Origin of the sequence: Prolixibacter sp. NT017 (assembly GCF_009617875.1) — a bacterium.
GTDB lineage: Bacteria > Bacteroidota > Bacteroidia > Bacteroidales > Prolixibacteraceae > Prolixibacter.
This window is the reverse complement of the sequence record NZ_BLAV01000001.1, coordinates 4,371,301-4,389,173: the sequence shown is the minus strand read 5'-3', so window position 1 is coordinate 4,389,173 and position 17,873 is coordinate 4,371,301. Positions and strand designations below refer to the sequence as shown.

Sequence of the window (17,873 nt, the reverse complement as noted above, 5' to 3'; positions counted from 1 at the left end):
AATGAATATGCTGCCAAAATATGATGTGATAGTAGTGGGAGCCGGTCATTCCGGTAGTGAGGCTGCAGCAGCAGCAGCAAATTTGGGTTCGAAGGTTTTATTGGTAACCATGGACCTGAATAAGATTGCACAGATGAGCTGTAATCCAGCCGTTGGTGGTATTGCCAAAGGGCAGATTGTTAGAGAGATAGATGCTATCGGCGGCTACATGGGAATTGTTACCGATCGGAGCACAATTCAGTTCAGAATGTTAAACCGTTCTAAAGGGCCTGCAATGTGGAGTCCAAGGGCTCAGTGCGACAGGATGCGATTCTCAGAGAATTGGAGATCCGTTTTAGAGAGTATTCCGAACGTCGATTTCTGGCAAGGAATGGTAAAAGACCTCATTTTCGAAGGAGATCGTGTGTGCGGAGTGCGGACTGAATTGGGCGTTGAGTTTTTTGGAAAAGCAGTTGTTTTGACGAATGGTACTTTTTTGAATGGTCTAATGCATTTCGGAAAAACGAAAATTGAAGGCGGAAGAATTTCCGAACCTTCCTCAAAAGGGATGTCTGCACAGCTGTTTGATTTTGGGTTCAAAGTTGGCCGTATGAAAACTGGTACGCCGGTTCGTATTGATGGTCGTTCTATCGATTTCTCCAAATTGCAGGAGCAACCCGGAGATGAGTCGTACGGGAAATTCAGCTATTTGCCTGGTTCAGATAACCGGGCATTAAAGCAAAAAAGTTGTTTTATTACTTATACGAATAAGGAGGTTCACGAAGAGCTTTCTACCGGCTTTAAGTTTTCACCGCTGTTCGATGGTAGTATTGAAGGGCTCGGTCCGCGGTACTGTCCGAGTATCGAAACCAAATTGGTGACATTTGCCGACAAGGAGAAACATCAGTTGTTCCTGGAACCGGAAGGAGAGACAACCATCGAGTATTATCTCAACGGATTTTCTTCATCTCTTCCCTGGGATGTTCAGATCAAAGCTATCCACAAAGTGGAAGGTTTGGAGAATGCCCGTGTACTTCGGCCTGGTTATGCCATTGAGTATGATTATTTCGATCCTACTCAGCTTCATCATACTCTGGAGACGAAGATGGTTTCAAACCTGTATTTTGCCGGTCAAATAAATGGAACGACGGGATATGAAGAAGCAGCTGCGCAAGGTATAATTGCTGGAATTAATGCTCATCTTAAGATAAACGAGAAGGAACCCTTCACGCTGGGTCGTAACGAGTCATACATTGGCGTACTCATCGACGATTTGGTTACCAAAGGCGTAGACGAACCCTATCGGATGTTTACCAGTCGGGCGGAATATCGGATTCTGCTTCGTCAGGACGATGCTGATATTCGTCTTACGGAAAAAGGGTATCACCTAGGTTTGGTAGACGAGGAGCGTTACGCTCTGTTGCAGGAGAAAATATCCTTGCGTGATAAAGTGATTAATTTCTGTAAAGAATATTCGGTGAAGCCGCAATACATCAATGAACTTTTGGAAGACAAAAATACCGCACCACTTAAACAGGGAACAAAACTGTTTAATTTGGTTCTTCGTCCACAACTTAGGATTTTTGATTTATTAAGTACGGTTCGTGGTTTGAAGAAATTATATGATTCACTTCCGGAAGATAGGAGAGAAGAAATTCTCGAATCAGCTGAAATTCTGATGAAGTATTCTGGATACATCGAAAGGGAGAAAGGAATCGCTGATAAATTGAATCGGCTCGAGAATATCAACATCGCCGGTAAATTTAATTACCTCTCCTTAGAGTCATTGTCCACAGAAGCGCGGCAAAAATTGGATAGAATTCAACCCGACACTATCGGACAAGCCAGTCGGATTTCCGGCGTTTCGCCTAGTGATATAAATGTACTTTTAGTTCTTCTCGGACGGTAATGTTCCACGTGGAACATTAGAGTAAATATTGTAGACTTATTGATTTTCCTATATTTAAACAGTTAAAATGACAAAGATTAATTTGGATGTTGTACAAGCATCTATCCGGAATATTCCCGACTTTCCAAAGCCGGGAATTCAATTTAAAGATGTTACCACCGCATTTAAGCAGCCCGAGCTAATGCAGTTTATTGTGAAGGAAACGGCAAATCATTATCGCGATTTAGGTATCACCCGAATTGTGGGAGTGGAGTCTCGCGGATTTATTTTGGGAACTGCTCTGGCGTATGAATTAAATGCCGGTTTTGTACCTGTCCGTAAACCGGGAAAATTGCCGGCCGAAACCTATAAGCAATCTTACGAATTAGAATATGGAACGGACACATTGGAAATGCACACCGACGCACTTTCGTCTGAAGATGTGGTTTTAATTCATGACGATTTGTTGGCTACCGGAGGGACCGTTGGTGCAACAATCGACCTGGTCCGTAAATTTGGTGTGAAGAAAATTTTCGTCAACTTTTTTGTAGAGTTGGATTTCCTGAAAGGACGGGAGAAAATTGATGAGCAAGTACCGGTTTGGTCATTGATTCATTTTTAAGAAGAGAATATGAGTGAGGAAAACCTGCGGAACGAACGATTAAAAGAATTGGTTCGGGTCCTTCCCGAATCTCCCGGGGTTTATCAGTATTTCAACTCCGATGGAAAGATCATTTATGTAGGTAAAGCCAAAAACCTCAAAAAGCGGGTTTCCTCCTATTTTACCAAACGTCACGATAACCGGAAGACTGAAATTCTGGTTCGGAAGATTGCCGATATTCAACATGTGGTGGTCGAGACAGAAGAAGATGCACTTCTTCTCGAAAATAATCTTATCAAAAAATACCAGCCTCGCTACAACGTCCTTCTTAAGGACGACAAATCTTTTCCCTGGATTTGTATCAAGAATGAACCTTTCCCAAGAGTTTTTTCTACCCGACGAGTGGTTCGTGACGGTTCCCTTTATTTCGGTCCTTACACTTCGGTTGGAATGGTGCGCACTATTCTGGATATAATCAAACAGCTTTACACCATCCGAACCTGTGGCTATAACCTGGCACAGGAGAATATTGCGAAAGGCAAATACAAAGTTTGTCTGGAATACCATTTAGGAAATTGCAAAGGGCCGTGTGAAGGACTCCAGGAAGAAAAAGAGTACAATGAGATGATTGATCAGATTAAAAATATCCTCAAAGGAAATCTGAATTCGGTCACGTCACATCTCAAAACAGTCATGGATGAGTACGCTTCTTCGTATGAATTCGAAAAAGCGGCAGAAGTAAAATCGAAGCTCGATATCCTCGAAAAGTACCGCAGCAAATCGACAATTGTTGGTGCTTCAATTACCAATCTGGATGTATTTTCTTTCGATGAAGATGAAAAATTTGGTTACGTCAACTTCCTGAAAGTGGTGGATGGTGCCATTATTCAGTCGCACACTATCGAAATGAGAAAGCGTTTGGATGAATCAAAAGAAGAATTGTTGGCACTTGGAATTGTTGAAATCCGGCAAAAAGTATTCTCCAATGCGCGGGAAATTGTCGTTCCTTTTTATCCGGATACAGATTTCGATGAAATCAATTTTACGATTCCCCAGCGAGGAGATAAGAAGAAACTACTGGAGCTTTCACAGAAAAACGCACGATTTTACAAGCTGGAGAAACGCAAACAGCAATCGCTTCGTAATCCGCAGAATAAAGTAGACCGGATTATGGAGACCATGAAAACCGATCTGCGATTAAAAGAAGCGCCGGTTCACATTGAGTGTTTTGACAACTCCAATATTCAGGGAAATTATCCGGTGGCATCATGTGTTGTTTTTCGAAATGGAAAGCCCGCCAAAAGAGATTACCGGCATTTCAATATTAAAACAGTAGAAGGTCCGAACGATTTTGCGTCGATGGAGGAAATTATATTTCGTCGCTACCGTCGGTTGTTGGACGAGGAGAAAGACCTGCCGCAATTAATTGTCATCGATGGAGGAAAAGGGCAGCTGGGCGCGGCACTGAATGCTTTGGAAAAACTCGATTTAAGAGGAAAAATCAGCATAATTGGTATTGCCAAAAGGTTGGAAGAGATCTTTTTCCCGGGAGACAGTGTTCCCATTTACCTCGATAAAAACTCAGAGACTTTAAAGATTATTCAGCAGTTGCGTGACGAAGCACACCGTTTCGGTATTACCTTTCACCGCAATAAACGTTCTGCTGGTTTTATTAAATCAGAACTGGATAATATTCCTGGTGTTGGCACCAAAACGGTTGAAGCACTTTTGAAGGAATTTAAATCTTTGGAACAAATAAAAAGCCGTTCGGTAGAAGAAATTGCCGGAGTGATTGGGCAATCAAAAGCTGAAAAGGTAATTTCGTATATTAAGTCAAACGGCAGTAAATCAAATAGTAAGTGAATGTTACCTAAATTTTTACTGGTTAAACTAAAGGAAAAGGTTCAAAAATTCTGCTGCGTTTATACTTTTCAGTTCATTTTCCTCCAGAAACTGCTGTAATTTCTCCCTGATATCCTTTCGCTCATGGAAGGTATCCATCAATTTCTCCGAAAGTAGATCTACCAATTCCACTGGTAAAATCTCACATTTCAGCTCCACTGATTTTATTCTGCCTTTCTCTATTTTCAGGCTAAGAGATGCTGGTTTTCCTGAAAGCAACTCATCTTTTCGAAATACATATTTGGGCGAGTAGCCATAGTTCCATTCCCATGTCCCGAATTTTTCTTTTTGCAGGTTTTCGATCGCTGCTAAATCCTCTTTTGACAAAGTATAAGCTTCCGCATCCGGATTGACTTCACGGATATGTCCCAAAATTTGTTGTGTAAACTCTTCAATCGAAGGAGGAGAGGACAGAAATGAGGAAATATTGGCAACCCGCGAGCGATTCGATTTGACTGCCTTGTCCTGGAAAAATGAAGGATTCGATTTCAATGCACTGGAAAGCTTCCCGATTTGTGAATCATAAAGCAGTGTTCCGTGCGATAAAACGCGCTTTTTGTAGACATGCATCGCATTTCCCGAAATTTTTTTGCTCTTAACCAGCAAATCGTGTCGGCCCGAAAAAGTGGCTTCAATTCCAATGGTCGCGAGAGCATTGACTATCGGTTGCGTGAAGCGTTTGAACGATATATCCTCGTTTGCGGCGATATTCCGGATAAAGCAGAAGTTCAGGTTTCCTGAATCGTGAAAAACGGTGCCGCCACCCGATAACCGCCTAACCACTTTAATTCCATTGGCTTCAACATAGTCGAGATTGATTTCCGACAGCGTATTTTGGTGCTTACCCACGATGATGGATGGCTCGTTGATATAGAGAAGGAAGAACTCATCAGTGAAATTTTTCAATAAGTATTCTTCCGATGCAATATTGAAATACGGGTCGTTCGACGATGAAACCAGGTAATACATAGCTCGATGTTTGTCAATATGCTGGCAAAAATAGGGTTTTGCGCTTAATCTTGCTTCATACGGCGGTAATTCGTTAAATTAGTGCTCCAAAATTTGGAGGTAGTATGCGCGTAGTGATTCAGCGGGTTAGCCGGGCTTCAGTAACTATTAATGGGAGCGTTAAATCACTCATTAATAAAGGGTTACTTATATTGTTAGGGATGGAAGATGCTGACGGACAAGAAGATATTCAATGGTTGAGTAATAAAATTACTCAATTACGAGTATTTAATGATGACAATGATATAATGAATCTTTCAGTTAAAGATGTTGGTGGAGAATTACTTGTTGTTAGTCAGTTTACGCTTCACGCGAAGACGAAGAAAGGAAACAGGCCATCCTACATCACAGCAGCCAAACCGGAAATTTCCGTGCCATTGTACGAAGCTTTTGTGGAACAATTATCGAAGGATTTGGGTAAAGAGGTACAGACAGGAGAGTTTGGCGCGCACATGGACGTTGAGTTGGTGAACGACGGGCCGGTTACAATTCTCATCGATACCAAAAACAAGGAATAAATGGAAGAACAGGTGACTCTGCAGGAAGCGCAAACAATGGTGGATGAATGGATTAAAAAGTACGGAGTCCGCTATTTTAGCGAACTGACCAACATGGCTATCCTGACGGAAGAAGTGGGAGAGCTGGCCCGTATTATTTCGCGGAAATATGGCGATCAATCATTCAAAAAAGGCGAAGATGGCAGTAAATTAGCCGACGAAATGGCCGATGTACTTTGGGTGTTGCTCTGTCTGGCCAATCAAACTGGAGTAGACATTACTTCAGCTTTCCGGAAGAATCTGGAAAAGAAAACAAATCGCGATAGCGAGCGACATAAGAACAATCAAAAATTATAAACATAAAGTTTTCACAATGAAATCCATCAACGGTTTCGATCGCAAATTTGCGGACGAAGAAGTAAAACAAGCCATTGAAAATGTGCTGAATAAATATGCAGATAACCGGAATGACGAAACGCTGGAACTAGCCTTCTCGTGTATCGACCTGACTACATTGAATTCAACAGATACTGAGGCGCGAGGAAAACAGTTTGCCGACAATGTTTCCAATTTCAAGGAGCAGTTCCCCGGATTGGCGAACGTAGGCGCTATTTGCGTTTATCCGAAACTGGTTCCGGTGGTCCGGGAAAACCTGAAGGCAGAAGGTGTGAATATCGCTGCTGTATCAGCTGGTTTTCCTTCATCGATGACTTTTGCCGACGTGAAGGTGATGGAGACAAAGAAAACCGTAGAAGTGGGCGCTGACGAAATCGACATTGTCATTTCCATTGGTGATTTTCTGGCCGGAAACTACGAATTTGTTTTCGATGAAATCAAGCAACTGAAAGACGCTTGCGGAAATGCACACCTGAAAGTTATCTTAGAAACAGGAGCGTTGAAAACTCCGGAAGCTATCTGGAAAGCTTCGTTGATTGCGATGCATGCCGGAGCCGATTTCATCAAAACCTCTACCGGAAAAATGGACCCGGCGGCCACATTGGAAGCAGCCTGGGTAATGACGACAGCCATTAAGCATTTCCATGAAGAAACCGGCCGCAAAGTTGGATTTAAACCCGCCGGAGGAATTTCAACAGCCGATGAAGCATTGCAGTATTTGACGGTTGTCAAAGAAGTGTTAGGTGAGGAGTGGATGAATAACAAACTCTTCCGGATTGGTGCTAGTCGACTGGCAAATAACTTGTTAACGGAAATGGTAGGAGAAGAGGTTAAATACTTCTGATTCCTGAAGGAAATACGACAGCCCCGTAAAACGCCATTTCGGCGCTTCTTACGGGGTTTATTTATTTCGGTCGGTAATGTAGTAGATGTACTGCTGAAGAGACGTTTTTACGTCTGAATCGGGGTAATCATCCAGAATATTCAATGCTTTGTCGCGGTAGTCGAGCATCACCTGGTGCGCATACTCAATTCCGCCTTTTGATTTCACAAACGTTACGACCTGCTCAATATCTTCCGCTGATTTGATTCGTTTCTTGACGATTTTCAGAATTTTTTTTCGCTCGCCATTTTCCGATTGATTCAACGCATGAATGAGCGGTAGCGTCATCTTCTTCTCCCGGATATCATTCCCGGTAGGTTTCCCCACCATGTTGGTTTTCTCGTAATCAAACAGGTCATCTTTAATCTGAAACGCGACCCCGGCTAATTCACCCAGTTCCCGCATCCGCGAAATAATTTCCTTATCGGTCGTCACCGAGCTGGCGCCAACAGCAGCACTGGTAGCCAGTAACGAAGCGGTTTTCTTCCGGATAATTTCAAAATAGACCTCTTCGGTTATATCCTGTTTTCGGGCTTTCTCAATCTGGAGAATTTCTCCCTCACTCATGTCGCCTACGGCTTTCGAAATCAACTGAAGGAAATCGTAGTCTTCGTGGTCGATGGACCAAAGCATACCTTTTGCGAGAATGAAATCACCGACCAGAACGGCCAGCTTGTTCCGCCAGATGGCGTTTACCGAGAAAAATCCGCGACGCTGATAGGATTCGTCCACCACGTCGTCGTGTACGAGCGTTGCTGTGTGTAGCAACTCGATGGTTAACGCCGCATGATAAGTCCGTGTATTGAAGGTCCCGTTGAGCTTGGCGGTCAGAAAAACCAGCATCGGGCGCATCTGCTTACCCTTGCGCCTGAGAATATAATTAATAATCGAGTTAAGCAGGGGAATATCCGTTTTCGTAGACTTACGAAAAAACGGTTCGAAACCTTTAAGCTCTTCAGCTATTGGATTCTTTATTTGATCAATGGAAATAGTTGGCATCTTTATCGTACTATCCTTATAATCCGCAACGTCCAAAGGTAAGAATTAATTTGATCTGCGAACGTTAACTTGTTTTGAAACTTTCTAAATTACTGATTAACAACAAAATAGAATGTTTTTATAAATAAATGTTAAGCTTTGATATTCAATGTTTTATAACATGTTTTTTAATGTGCGGAAAGTGATTGTACAGATCATCAGGCGTAAAGGAGGTGATACCAGCACAATATATTTATATATTTGCATTTCTTGATGATATATATTAGGTAACCTGAATGATAACTTGTTAAAATGCTTTTTAGATGAATATAACTGAACTTGAAAGCGAAAAACTGGAAAAAGCTGCCAATATGTTGAAAGCAATTGCGCACCCGATGCGCATTGCCATACTCAGCTTTTTAGAGGGCGACACGAAACTCACCGTAACAGAAATTCATGAGCGCCTCGGAATTGAACAGTCCACAACCTCGCACCATCTCGGAATTTTAAAAGATAAAGGTGTTCTTTGCTCGCAGCGCGATGGAAAAAATACCTTCTACTTTCTGAAACACGAAAGCCTGAGTAAATTGGTTGATTGTATTGGCCAGTGTACCTGCAGTGAATAAACAACGAATTGCGATAACCGCCGCCCAGCTCACCTGGGCGGTTTTTTTTTGCCTTTACTTTCCGTAGATTTGGCCATCTGAGCCCTGCCGAAATACTTGACAAAGCGGGCGCTTTGCTGTAACTTCATTCCGATAACTCAAGAAAATCAAGACAATGGCCGAAAAAAATCCGAAACGACTGTTTCTGCTCGATGCATATGCACTGATTTACCGCTCTTATTTTGCATTTATCAAAAATCCGCGTTACAACTCCAAAGGCTTAAATACTTCGGCCATTATGGGATTTTTGAATACCCTGGAGCAAATCCTGAAACAGGAAGATCCCAGTCACATTGCAGTGGCTTTTGATTTGAAAGCTCCCACGTTCCGTCATGAAATGTATGAGCCTTACAAAGCCAATCGCGAAGAGATGCCGGAAGATTTGCGGAAATCCATTCCTTACATACGTCAATTGATTGAAGCTTATCACATTCCGATTGTCGAGCGCGAAGGTTTTGAAGCGGATGATGTGATTGGAACATTGGCCAAATCAGCCGAAAAAGAAGGCTATGAGGTTTTCATGGTGACTCCCGATAAGGACTACGCACAGCTGGTTTCGGAGAACATTTTCATGTACAAGCCGAAACGTAGCGGAAACGATTTGGAAGTGTGGGGATTGAAAGAAGTGAGCGAAAATTTCCAAGTTCAAAAGCCGGAGCAGGTGATCGACATTCTCGGATTGATGGGCGATACCGCAGATAATATTCCCGGTTGTCCCGGAATTGGCCCCAAAACGGCTATGAAGCTGATTTCGGATTTTGCCAGTGTGGATGGAGTTTATCAGAATATCGATAAACTGAAAGGCAAACAGAAAGAGCGGCTGGTGGAAAACGAAGATCAGGTTCGGATTTCCAGGAAACTGGCGAAAATTATATTGGATGTTCCGCTGGATGCAAAGCCGGATGGTCTGGTGCGCACCGAACCAGATAAGAATGTGTTGCGCGATTTGTTCAGTGAGCTGGAATTTAAAACACTCGCGAAACGTATTCTGAACGAAGAGGTTCCGGTACAACAGGAGAATAACTTTCAGCAGGGAACGCTGTTTGGTGCACCCGAATCGCCTCAGGAACCGGAAATGGCACCGGAAAATATTTCAGATATCAATTTAACCGATCATGAGTATTTCCTGATGGATACGCCTGAATTGCGTGCCGATTTACGGGCGGATTTGTGCGTGCTGAAAGAGTTCTGTTTCGATACGGAAACCACCGACATAGACCCACACACGGCACAATTGGTCGGAATGTCTTTTTCGTGGAAAGACCACGAAGCTTTTTATGTGCCGGTTCCGGCCGACCAGAAAGAAGCACAGGCACTGGTCGATGAATTTCGCTCCATTTTTGCCGACGAGCGCATCATGAAGATTGGTCAGAATATCAAGTACGATATCCTGGTGATGGGAAACTACGGCATCGAGGTGAAAGGAGAAATCTTCGACACGATGATTGCTCATTACCTGGTTCAGCCCGAATTGCGCCACAACCTCGATTACCTGAGCGAGTTGTTCCTTGGCTACAAAAAAGTGGCGACTGAAGAGCTGATTGGAAAGAAAGGAAAGAACCAGCGTTCCATGCGCGATGTGGCTGTTTCCAAGATAAAAGAATATGCCGGTGAAGATGCGGACATTACCTGGCAGCTGAAACCGATTTTGGCCCGCGAACTGGAGAAAGCCGGAGTGGAAAAACTGTTCCGAGAGGTGGAAATGCCTCTGTTGAACGTGCTGGTCGACATGGAACAGGCCGGTGTGAAAATCGATAAGGAAGCATTGGACGCTTACGCGGAAAAACTTCGCGAACAAATCATCACGTTAGAGAAGGATATTCATCAATTGGCCGGTGAGGATTTCAATGTATCATCGCCGAAACAGTTGGGCGTAATTCTCTTCGAAAAGCTGAAGCTGGACAGCAAAGCGAAGAAGACAAAGACCAAGCAATATTCGACCAACGAGGAGACGCTGGTCAAGCTGCAGGACAAGCATGAGATTGTGGGAAAGGTGCTTGATTATCGTGGCTTGAAGAAATTATTGAGCACTTACGTCGAAGCGCTGCCCAAGCTGATCAACGCAAGAACAGGAAAAATTCACACGTCATTCAACCAGGCTATCGCGGCCACAGGACGTTTGAGTTCCAATAATCCCAATTTGCAGAATATTCCCATTCGGGATGAAAACGGACGGGAAATCCGGAAAGCATTTGTTCCGTCGGATGATAAGCATGTTTATCTTTCGGCTGACTATTCCCAGATTGAATTACGCATCATGGCAGCTATCTCCGGCGACAAGGCCATGATGGAAGCTTTCCGCAATGGCGAAGACATTCATGCGACCACAGCAGCGAAGATTTATGGCGTCCCGTTGAATGAAGTCACATCCGACATGCGTCGGAAGGCCAAGACGGCCAATTTCGGCATCATTTACGGCATTTCAGCCTTCGGACTATCCCAACGGTTGAATATTCCCAGAACGGAGGCAAAACAGCTTATTGACGGCTATTTTGAGAACTTCAGTCGCGTGAAGCAGTTCATGGACGAACAGATTCACAATGCCCGTGAAAAAGGCTACGTGGAAACGCTGATGGGAAGGAAACGCTACCTGCCCGATATCAACTCAAGCAATGCGGTGGTGCGCGGGGTTGCCGAACGGAACGCCATCAACGCGCCCATTCAGGGATCGGCTGCAGATGTTATCAAAGTGGCGATGATCAACATTCACAGGAAAATGCAGGAGAAAGGACTAAAATCGAAGATGATGCTGCAGGTGCATGATGAATTGAACTTTGATGCGCTGAAAGACGAACTGGAAGTGTTGAAAAAGCTGGTCAAGCACGAAATGGAACACGCCGTGGAGTTGGACGTACCGCTGACGGTTGATATGCAGTCGGCCGCCAACTGGCTCGAGGCTCACTGATAAGATTTCTGCCGGGGCGTCAGGTGAGCGATACCACTTGCGCTCCGGTTGCTTTTTGCAAATCAGCCGGAGCGAGACGAAGTTGCAAACCACGTTGCCCGGCGCTGATGAAAATCTCCTCCAGTTCGAATGCTGGTTCGTCGATGAAAACCGGGTAATTCTTTTTCATTCCTAACGGAGAACAACCGCCGCGTATGTAACCGGTAAGCGGCTCCAGTTCCTTCATCAAAACCATCGCTACCTTTTTGTTTCCGCTGGCTTTGGCTGCTTTTTTCAAATCGAGGGAACCCGCGCCTGGAATCACGCACACAAAAATCCCATTCCGGTCGCCGCGTGCTACCAGCGTTTTGTAGACTTTTTCTACCGGAAATCCGGAAACTTCAGCCAGATGTTCGGCACTCAAATCATTTTCGTCGACCGTATATTCAGCCAATTGGTAGCTGATTTTCTGTCGATCGAGGATACGGGCAGCGTTGGTTTTCTTCATCATTTTCTCTTTTTACTATTCAAACTGACGAAAAGCCTGGCTTACTGCTTCATCATATTTGGCTTCGGACGTGGCTTTCTTCACTTTCTTGAAAGCCTTTCGCGGTTCCGGAAAGCTTTCGCTGAAATAGCTCCAAAATTTAATCATCCGGATATGTTGGTGGCTAAATCCGCTTAGTTTCTCAGCGTAAGCGGAATAAATTTCAGCATGAAATTCCCGGAGCAGCCTAACTTTCTCTTTTTCCGCTACAGCAGAAGTATCGTTTATTTCCGAAGCCAGAAAAGGATTCTGCAAAATTCCACGGCCAATCATGAGCGTGGAGATATTTTCCCGGGAGGTAAAATCCATGGCATCTTTAGCGGTTAATATATCACCGTTGTAAATCAGCGGACGCTGGCAAATTTCTTTGGCTTCCGCGAATAATTTCCGGTCGGCTTCGCCTTTGTACAAATCTTTGGCAATGCGGGGATGCAGGATGACTTCGGTTACCGGGAAATCGTTGAGCACTTGTAAAATCGCGAAAAGTTCTTCTTTTGACTCCAGGCCGGCTCGCAACTTCACCGAAAGGGAAATCTCAGGGATTGCCGAAGCATTTTCCAGTATTCCCCTGATTTTCTCCGGATGGGGCAGAAGTCCGGCACCCCGGCCACGACGCGTTACCATCGGGTAAGGACAGCCCAGATTCCAGTTCATTTCGCGGTAGCCCAACTCCTTGATTTTATTGGCCAGCAAAACAAATTCGTCGATTGTGCCGGCCAGAATTTGTGGAATTGGCAAAACATCCGGGTTATTTTCCGGCAGAATATCCCGCCAGGTTGATTTCTTCACCGAACCATCGTTTTGAAGGACGAGGTAGGGCGCAAAATATTTTTCCACTCCGCCGAACAAGCGGAAATGCGCGTTCCGGTAAACGGCATCAGTATATTCCTGCAACGGCGCGAGGTAGATTGGAATGGGATTCTTTTCTGCTTTCATTCCTGCAAAAATAAAGAGGATTCCCGGTCATTGGTCACACGAATGGAAAAATGTCGACCTGCATTGCATTATCCAATATTTTATATCTTTGCAGAGCCTGAAAAGTGCCTTATTTTATGGTGATTTCCCCTTTATTACAAAGTCAGCAAAGTGATTCTCTGCGAGTGCACTCGCTGGTGCAGCCGATTCAAACCGAGACGCATCAGGATACAGCCAAGCCGGTTCTGAAAGTTCAAGTTCAGAGCCAGACGACTGTCGATACCTCTGCTGCCCGGATATTCCGGCAGATGGCCATCCGGGATTCAATCGCGAAAGCGCAGGCCGAACAGGCTGCCAGGCGAAAAGCCCGGGCGGCGCGACAGGCGAGAATCAAGGCACAGCAGAAGCAAGACTCCATTCAGGCGGCACAACAAGCCCAGGCAAGCGATACGCTGATGGTCCACCAGGACTCACTTCAGGTCGATTCGCTTACTGCGGTTCAGGACACGCTGCATCAGGACACCCTGACTACGGAATTACCTATGATCCCGGTAGGGAAGGAAGGAAAGGAATTCGCTTCTGTCCGGCAGGATTGGTTGCTGGGTGTTATACTGGTGGCGCTGATTCTTTTCGCATCGGTTCGGTTGGTTTTTGGTAAATACCTCAATCACTTGTTTACCAGTTTGATTAACTATTCTACAGCCAGCCGGCTTTTCCGTGAGCGCGGGTACAAAATTTCCCACGGTTCCTTCCGTTTGGATGTGATGTCACTGGTGGTAACGTCAGTTTTCGTTTATCAAATTTCCAATCACGACGGAAGTTTTACCTGGCTGGGTCTGGGAGGCTACAAGCTATTGATCGGCTACTTTGTTTTATTAGGTGCCTACGGTATCGGAAAGATGATTTTATATCATTTGAGCGGTGCTCTGTTCATGCGGGGACCAGTGGTTTCGGAAGTGTTTTTTAACTACGGAATATATACCAAAGCTTTAGGAATTTTTCTGCTACCCATCATAATTGTGACGTCTTTGGCTCCCGAGTGGTCAAAAATTATGTTTGTAGCTGGAATATCGATTACCGTTGTACTCTATACGGCATCACTGATCAGGGGAGCATTGGTTGCTCTGAGAAATGGTATTTCTATATTCTATTTGATTTTGTACCTTTGTATCCTTGAAATTTTTCCGTTGCTTCTGGTTTATAAGCTCATTTTCGGGCAGGTATAAATCAACACGCAAACGCTTTTCACCCAAAAAATCTTGAAAAATTGAAGATCAAGAGCATTTTAGTATCGCAACCAGAACCTACTTCAGCTCGATCTCCCTACAAAGATCTTGCTGAAAAAAACCATTTGAAGATTGATTTTCGTCCGTTTATACAGGTTGAAGGGATATCTTCAAAAGATTTTAGAAAAGAGCGCATACAGATTCTGGATCACACAGCGGTTATCTTCACCAGTAGAACCGCTATCGACCATTTCTTCCGTATTGCTCAGGAACTGCGCATTACCGTTCCCGATTCCATGAAGTATTTCTGTATTTCGGAAGCGACCGCCTTCTACCTTCAGAAATACATCGTTTATCGGAAGAGAAAGATTTTTTACGGCAATGGAAGATTTGCCGATTTGGTTGACATCCTTAAGAAACATAAGGATGAAAAATACATGATCCCGCTTTCCGATATCCACAAGGCGGAAATCCCTGAATTACTGGATAAAGCAAAGCTGAAGTACACCAAGGCGATCATGTATCGCACGGTCAGTAGCGACCTTTCGGATTTGAAAGATGTGAATTACGATATTCTCGTTTTCTTCAGTCCGTCCGGTATTAAGTCATTGCTGCAGAACTTTCCTGATTTTGAGCAGAATGATACCAAGATTGCTACCTTTGGTCCATCCACTGCCCAAGCTGTTCGCGAGGCTGGTTTGAGACTGGATATCGAAGCTCCGGTCCCTGACGCGCCTTCCATGACCATGGCATTGGAGAAATACGTGAAGGATTTTAATAACAAGAAATAAGACAAAGCTTTCAGATAGCTTCGGAGAGAAAGGGGGATGGTTATTCCCCCTTTTTTGTACCGAAAAAAATGTATGGTACGTTATACTTTTCATAAAGAAGAACGGCTTTGCAGCCGGAAGCTTATCGGAACGCTGTTTGAATCCGGGCGGTCTTTTCTTTGCTATCCGCTGAAGGTAGTCTACTTTACTCCGGAGGTGTGGGAGGGAGATTTTACAGTGCAGGCCGGATTTACAGTTCCCAAGAAGAATTTTAAACGTGCGGTGAAGCGGAATCTTTTAAAGCGTAGGATACGTGAAGCTTATCGTTTGCGGAAGCATGAGTTGTACGAATATCTGGAGACCACAGAGCAGCAACTGGCTGTGATGTTCATTTACGTCGGGAAGGAGCCGTTAAGCTACCGGAAGATTGAAGGGAGTGTAAAAAAGGCAATCCTTCGCCTGAAAAAGGAGTTAAACGAAGCTCCGGGGAGGCAGGCATAAAAAAACACGGGCAAAAGCGTGAAAGGTGCTTTGGGGCCCGTGTTATCTGACTGGTGAATAGGTTATTTCTTCTCAATCAATTCTGTTTGCTGACGTACCGAATCTTCGTGAATCAGCTGGAACAGAATCTTGATAAATGTTTCGTCGAGGTGTAATTTGCCGGCTAGATTGGTGCGGTCGTCCATCATCTGAGCCCACCGGTTAATCTGAAGTGCCGTTACTTTATTCTGCTTCTTATACTCACCGATTTGTTTCACCAACTCCATCCGTGAAGCAAGAATTTCCATCATTTCGTGGTCAATCTGGTCAATACGCCCGCGCAATTCTTCGAGTTTATTTTCGAAGTTCGGATCGTCCGAGCTGGCATATTTAATGACCAGTTCATCCAGTATTTTGCCCAGATCAGCGGGAGTAACCTGTTGTGCTTTGTCACTCAACGCGCAGGAAGGATCAATGTGGGATTCAAGCATCAGGCCATCCAGTCCCAAGTCAAATACCTTTTGCGAGATCTCGAGCAAATATTCACGCTTTCCGGCAATGTGGCTCGGATCACCGATAATCGGGAGATTGGGCAGCAACCGTTTCAGTTCGATAACCGTTTTCCAACCGGGGTAGTTTCGATATTTAGATTCCCGGAAGGGAGTAAAACCGCGGTGAATAGCCACCAGGTTTTTAATTCCGGCCTGGTTCAGGCGTTCCAACGCACCTACCCAGAGTTGAACATCCGGGTTCACCGGGTTCTTTACCATTACAGTCTGGTCGGTACCCTTGAGCACGTCGGCAATTTCCTGCACAGTGAAGGGAGAAGCTGTCGAACGCGCGCCAATCCACATCACATCGATGCCGGCTTTCAGGCATTCTTCCACATGCTGAGCATTCGCTACTTCAGTTCCAACAGGTAAACCGGTCTCTTCTTTGATCCGTTTCATCCACTCAAGCCCGATAGAACCAACGCCTTCAAAAGAGCCAGGACGGGTACGGGGTTTCCAGATGCCGCCGCGGTAGACAAATACGCGTTTGTCTTTAGCCAGTTCGCGGGCAGTAGCCAGTGCCTGTTCTTCTGTTTCGAGGCTGCAAGGACCGGCAACCAGCAAGGGATTGTCGATGTTAGGCAGCCAGTGGCTTATGGGCATGATATCCAATTCAGCAACCATTGAGTCAATTTTTAGGAGTAAATAATTGAATTATTGTTTTTTCTTTTTTTGTCATTGATTGATTTCCACCGTCGAGCACGCTTCGGATGCCATTGGCGTGTTTGATGAGCTCCATCATTTCGCCGGCATCTTCGTTTTGAATGCTCTTTTTAAAGGCTTCCAGGTGCTTCTGGTACTCTCCGATGGCTTCCACCATGTAATCGCGGTTTTGATGAAAAATAGGGCCCCACATTTCCGGCGAACTCTTGGCCAGTCGAACAGTGGAACGAAATCCACCGGAAGCCAGGTCGAAAATGATGCTCCTATCTTCTTTGGCCAATACGGCGTTAGCCAGTGCAAAAGCAGTAACGTGTGGCAAATGCGAAACAAAAGCAGTATTGTGATCCTGTTCGTCACTGCTCATGTAAGCGGTTGACATCCCGATGGATTGATACATTTTTTCAATCAGCGCCACATGTTGCGGTCGGGATTTTTCCTGGTCGCAAATGATGCAGATTTTTTCTTCGAACAAATTCTCGATTGCAGCAACCGGCCCGCTGTTTTCTGTTCCCGACATCGGGTGAGAGGGCACGTAATTCCCTCGCTTCGGGTGCTTTTCGACAAGGCTGACAATTTCACGCTTGGTTGAACCCACATCGGTGACGGTTGTGTTTTCCGGAATCAAATCCAGTACTTTCGGAAGAACGATTTTGATTTTATCCACCGGAATGGCGATAACCACGAGGTCGGTTTGTTTAACGGCGGCTTCCAATTCCTCATAATGGTCGGCAATTCCTAGTTCAACAGCCTTCTTCCCGTGTTCGGGATTGCTGTCGACACCCACAATTTCCGTGGCAAAGCCGGTTCGCTTCAGGTCTTTGGCAATGGAGCCGCCAATTAATCCAAGTCCGATAATCGTTACATTCATAGTGGTAATATCTTAAATTCGTTATTTGCTATAAGTTAGACATAAAAAAAGGTCCCCAATCATCTTGGGGACCTTTCTGTTTCATATCGTTTCGTTTCAGACAATACTTTACCGGTCGATCCCCGCTTTGAGGCCGAAATAATAAAACCAGTAATAAAAGCTATTGTTCTGA

At 44.7% G+C, this 17,873-nt stretch carries 17 protein-coding genes; 11 read left to right on the top strand and 6 right to left on the bottom strand.

The window, feature by feature from the left end; translation table 11 throughout:
- Nucleotide 1: 1 nt before the first annotated feature.
- From mnmG to uvrC, 3 genes are all read left to right on the top strand, one after another.
- On the top strand, nucleotides 2-1,888 hold the full coding sequence (mnmG, locus tag GJU87_RS18270; protein ID WP_228492047.1) for a tRNA uridine-5-carboxymethylaminomethyl(34) synthesis enzyme MnmG: 1,887 nt from the start codon (nucleotides 2-4) through the stop codon (nucleotides 1,886-1,888).
- 67 nt (nucleotides 1,889-1,955) lie between these two features.
- Nucleotides 1,956-2,489: an adenine phosphoribosyltransferase gene (locus tag GJU87_RS18265; RefSeq protein ID WP_106540972.1), complete on the top strand. Its 534-nt coding sequence runs from the start codon at nucleotides 1,956-1,958 to the stop codon at nucleotides 2,487-2,489.
- 9 nt (nucleotides 2,490-2,498) lie between these two features.
- Entirely contained in the window at nucleotides 2,499-4,331 is a 1,833-nt protein-coding gene (gene uvrC, locus GJU87_RS18260; protein WP_153640789.1) for an excinuclease ABC subunit UvrC, read from the top strand.
- 27 nt (nucleotides 4,332-4,358) lie between these two features.
- Here the strand turns inward: uvrC and GJU87_RS18255 are convergent, their stop codons facing one another.
- Nucleotides 4,359-5,339: a lipoate--protein ligase gene (locus tag GJU87_RS18255; protein WP_153640788.1), complete on the bottom strand. Its 981-nt coding sequence runs from the start codon at nucleotides 5,337-5,339 to the stop codon at nucleotides 4,359-4,361.
- Nucleotides 5,340-5,443: 104 nt separating this feature from the next.
- Here GJU87_RS18255 and dtd point away from each other — a divergent pair, with 104 nt between their 5' ends.
- Genes dtd through deoC form a run of 3 tightly spaced genes read left to right on the top strand, consistent with a single transcriptional unit; the run spans nucleotide 5,444 to nucleotide 7,115 of the window.
- A complete protein-coding gene (gene dtd / locus GJU87_RS18250; protein WP_153640787.1) occupies nucleotides 5,444-5,896 on the top strand; it encodes a D-aminoacyl-tRNA deacylase in 453 nt (150 codons plus the stop codon).
- On the top strand, nucleotides 5,897-6,232 hold the full coding sequence (locus GJU87_RS18245; RefSeq protein ID WP_228492046.1) for a nucleotide pyrophosphohydrolase: 336 nt from the start codon (nucleotides 5,897-5,899) through the stop codon (nucleotides 6,230-6,232).
- 16 nt (nucleotides 6,233-6,248) lie between these two features.
- Complete coding sequence (deoC, locus tag GJU87_RS18240; RefSeq protein WP_153640786.1) at nucleotides 6,249-7,115, top strand: deoxyribose-phosphate aldolase; 867 nt, start codon at nucleotides 6,249-6,251, stop codon at nucleotides 7,113-7,115.
- 57 nt (nucleotides 7,116-7,172) lie between these two features.
- Here the strand turns inward: deoC and GJU87_RS18235 are convergent, their stop codons facing one another.
- A complete protein-coding gene (locus tag GJU87_RS18235; RefSeq protein ID WP_153640785.1) occupies nucleotides 7,173-8,153 on the bottom strand; it encodes a polyprenyl synthetase family protein in 981 nt (326 codons plus the stop codon).
- A 302-nt stretch (nucleotides 8,154-8,455) separates the two neighbouring features.
- Here GJU87_RS18235 and GJU87_RS18230 point away from each other — a divergent pair, with 302 nt between their 5' ends.
- Nucleotides 8,456-8,758, top strand: a complete 303-nt coding sequence (locus tag GJU87_RS18230; RefSeq protein WP_025862622.1) for a helix-turn-helix transcriptional regulator — start codon at nucleotides 8,456-8,458, stop codon at nucleotides 8,756-8,758.
- A 154-nt stretch (nucleotides 8,759-8,912) separates the two neighbouring features.
- On the top strand, nucleotides 8,913-11,702 hold the full coding sequence (gene polA / locus GJU87_RS18225; protein WP_153640784.1) for a DNA polymerase I: 2,790 nt from the start codon (nucleotides 8,913-8,915) through the stop codon (nucleotides 11,700-11,702).
- A gap of 19 nt (nucleotides 11,703-11,721) precedes the next feature.
- Here the strand turns inward: polA and ybaK are convergent, their stop codons facing one another.
- Both ybaK and GJU87_RS18215 read right to left on the bottom strand, forming a co-directional pair.
- Nucleotides 11,722-12,192 (bottom strand): Cys-tRNA(Pro) deacylase, encoded by a 471-nt coding sequence (gene ybaK / locus GJU87_RS18220; protein ID WP_153640783.1) that lies wholly within the window; start codon nucleotides 12,190-12,192, stop codon nucleotides 11,722-11,724.
- Between the two features lie 12 nt (nucleotides 12,193-12,204).
- Nucleotides 12,205-13,164, bottom strand: coding sequence for a tRNA-dihydrouridine synthase (locus tag GJU87_RS18215; RefSeq protein WP_153640782.1), 960 nt, complete (start codon nucleotides 13,162-13,164; stop codon nucleotides 12,205-12,207).
- A gap of 116 nt (nucleotides 13,165-13,280) precedes the next feature.
- On the opposite strand from GJU87_RS18215, the gene GJU87_RS18210 reads away from it, so the two are divergent.
- From GJU87_RS18210 to rnpA, 3 genes are all read left to right on the top strand, one after another.
- Complete coding sequence (locus tag GJU87_RS18210) at nucleotides 13,281-14,369, top strand: DUF4271 domain-containing protein (protein WP_153640781.1); 1,089 nt, start codon at nucleotides 13,281-13,283, stop codon at nucleotides 14,367-14,369.
- A 41-nt stretch (nucleotides 14,370-14,410) separates the two neighbouring features.
- Nucleotides 14,411-15,160, top strand: coding sequence for a uroporphyrinogen-III synthase (locus GJU87_RS18205; protein ID WP_153640780.1), 750 nt, complete (start codon nucleotides 14,411-14,413; stop codon nucleotides 15,158-15,160).
- Nucleotides 15,161-15,232: 72 nt separating this feature from the next.
- Nucleotides 15,233-15,640 carry a ribonuclease P protein component gene (gene rnpA, locus GJU87_RS18200; RefSeq protein ID WP_153640779.1) on the top strand — a complete coding sequence of 136 codons (408 nt, stop codon included), beginning with the start codon at nucleotides 15,233-15,235 and terminating at the stop codon, nucleotides 15,638-15,640.
- A gap of 62 nt (nucleotides 15,641-15,702) precedes the next feature.
- Here rnpA and GJU87_RS18195 read toward each other — a convergent pair whose 3' ends face one another.
- Entirely contained in the window at nucleotides 15,703-16,794 is a 1,092-nt protein-coding gene (locus GJU87_RS18195; protein ID WP_153640778.1) for a chorismate mutase, read from the bottom strand.
- Between the two features lie 4 nt (nucleotides 16,795-16,798).
- Complete coding sequence (locus tag GJU87_RS18190; protein WP_153640777.1) at nucleotides 16,799-17,701, bottom strand: prephenate dehydrogenase; 903 nt, start codon at nucleotides 17,699-17,701, stop codon at nucleotides 16,799-16,801.
- Between the last annotated feature and the right edge of the window lie 172 nt (nucleotides 17,702-17,873).

Bases quoted from the DNA above. Each gene is read 5' to 3' on its own strand.
- dtd (WP_153640787.1), top strand. From the start codon at position 5,444: ATGCGCGTAGTGATTCAGCGGGTTAGCCGGGCTTCAGTAACTATTAAT.
- GJU87_RS18255 (WP_153640788.1), bottom strand. From the start codon at position 5,339: ATGTATTACCTGGTTTCATCGTCGAACGACCCGTATTTCAATATTGCA.
- ybaK (WP_153640783.1), bottom strand. From the start codon at position 12,192: ATGATGAAGAAAACCAACGCTGCCCGTATCCTCGATCGACAGAAAATC.
- GJU87_RS18195 (WP_153640778.1), bottom strand. From the start codon at position 16,794: ATGGTTGCTGAATTGGATATCATGCCCATAAGCCACTGGCTGCCTAAC.
- GJU87_RS18235 (WP_153640785.1), bottom strand. From the start codon at position 8,153: ATGCCAACTATTTCCATTGATCAAATAAAGAATCCAATAGCTGAAGAG.
- polA (WP_153640784.1), top strand. From the start codon at position 8,913: ATGGCCGAAAAAAATCCGAAACGACTGTTTCTGCTCGATGCATATGCA.
- rnpA (WP_153640779.1), top strand. From the start codon at position 15,233: ATGGTACGTTATACTTTTCATAAAGAAGAACGGCTTTGCAGCCGGAAG.
- GJU87_RS18190 (WP_153640777.1), bottom strand. From the start codon at position 17,701: ATGAATGTAACGATTATCGGACTTGGATTAATTGGCGGCTCCATTGCC.
- uvrC (WP_153640789.1), top strand. From the start codon at position 2,499: ATGAGTGAGGAAAACCTGCGGAACGAACGATTAAAAGAATTGGTTCGG.
- GJU87_RS18245 (WP_228492046.1), top strand. From the start codon at position 5,897: ATGGAAGAACAGGTGACTCTGCAGGAAGCGCAAACAATGGTGGATGAA.
- GJU87_RS18210 (WP_153640781.1), top strand. From the start codon at position 13,281: ATGGTGATTTCCCCTTTATTACAAAGTCAGCAAAGTGATTCTCTGCGA.
- GJU87_RS18215 (WP_153640782.1), bottom strand. From the start codon at position 13,164: ATGAAAGCAGAAAAGAATCCCATTCCAATCTACCTCGCGCCGTTGCAG.
- GJU87_RS18265 (WP_106540972.1), top strand. From the start codon at position 1,956: ATGACAAAGATTAATTTGGATGTTGTACAAGCATCTATCCGGAATATT.
- GJU87_RS18230 (WP_025862622.1), top strand. From the start codon at position 8,456: ATGAATATAACTGAACTTGAAAGCGAAAAACTGGAAAAAGCTGCCAAT.
- deoC (WP_153640786.1), top strand. From the start codon at position 6,249: ATGAAATCCATCAACGGTTTCGATCGCAAATTTGCGGACGAAGAAGTA.
- mnmG (WP_228492047.1), top strand. From the start codon at position 2: ATGAATATGCTGCCAAAATATGATGTGATAGTAGTGGGAGCCGGTCAT.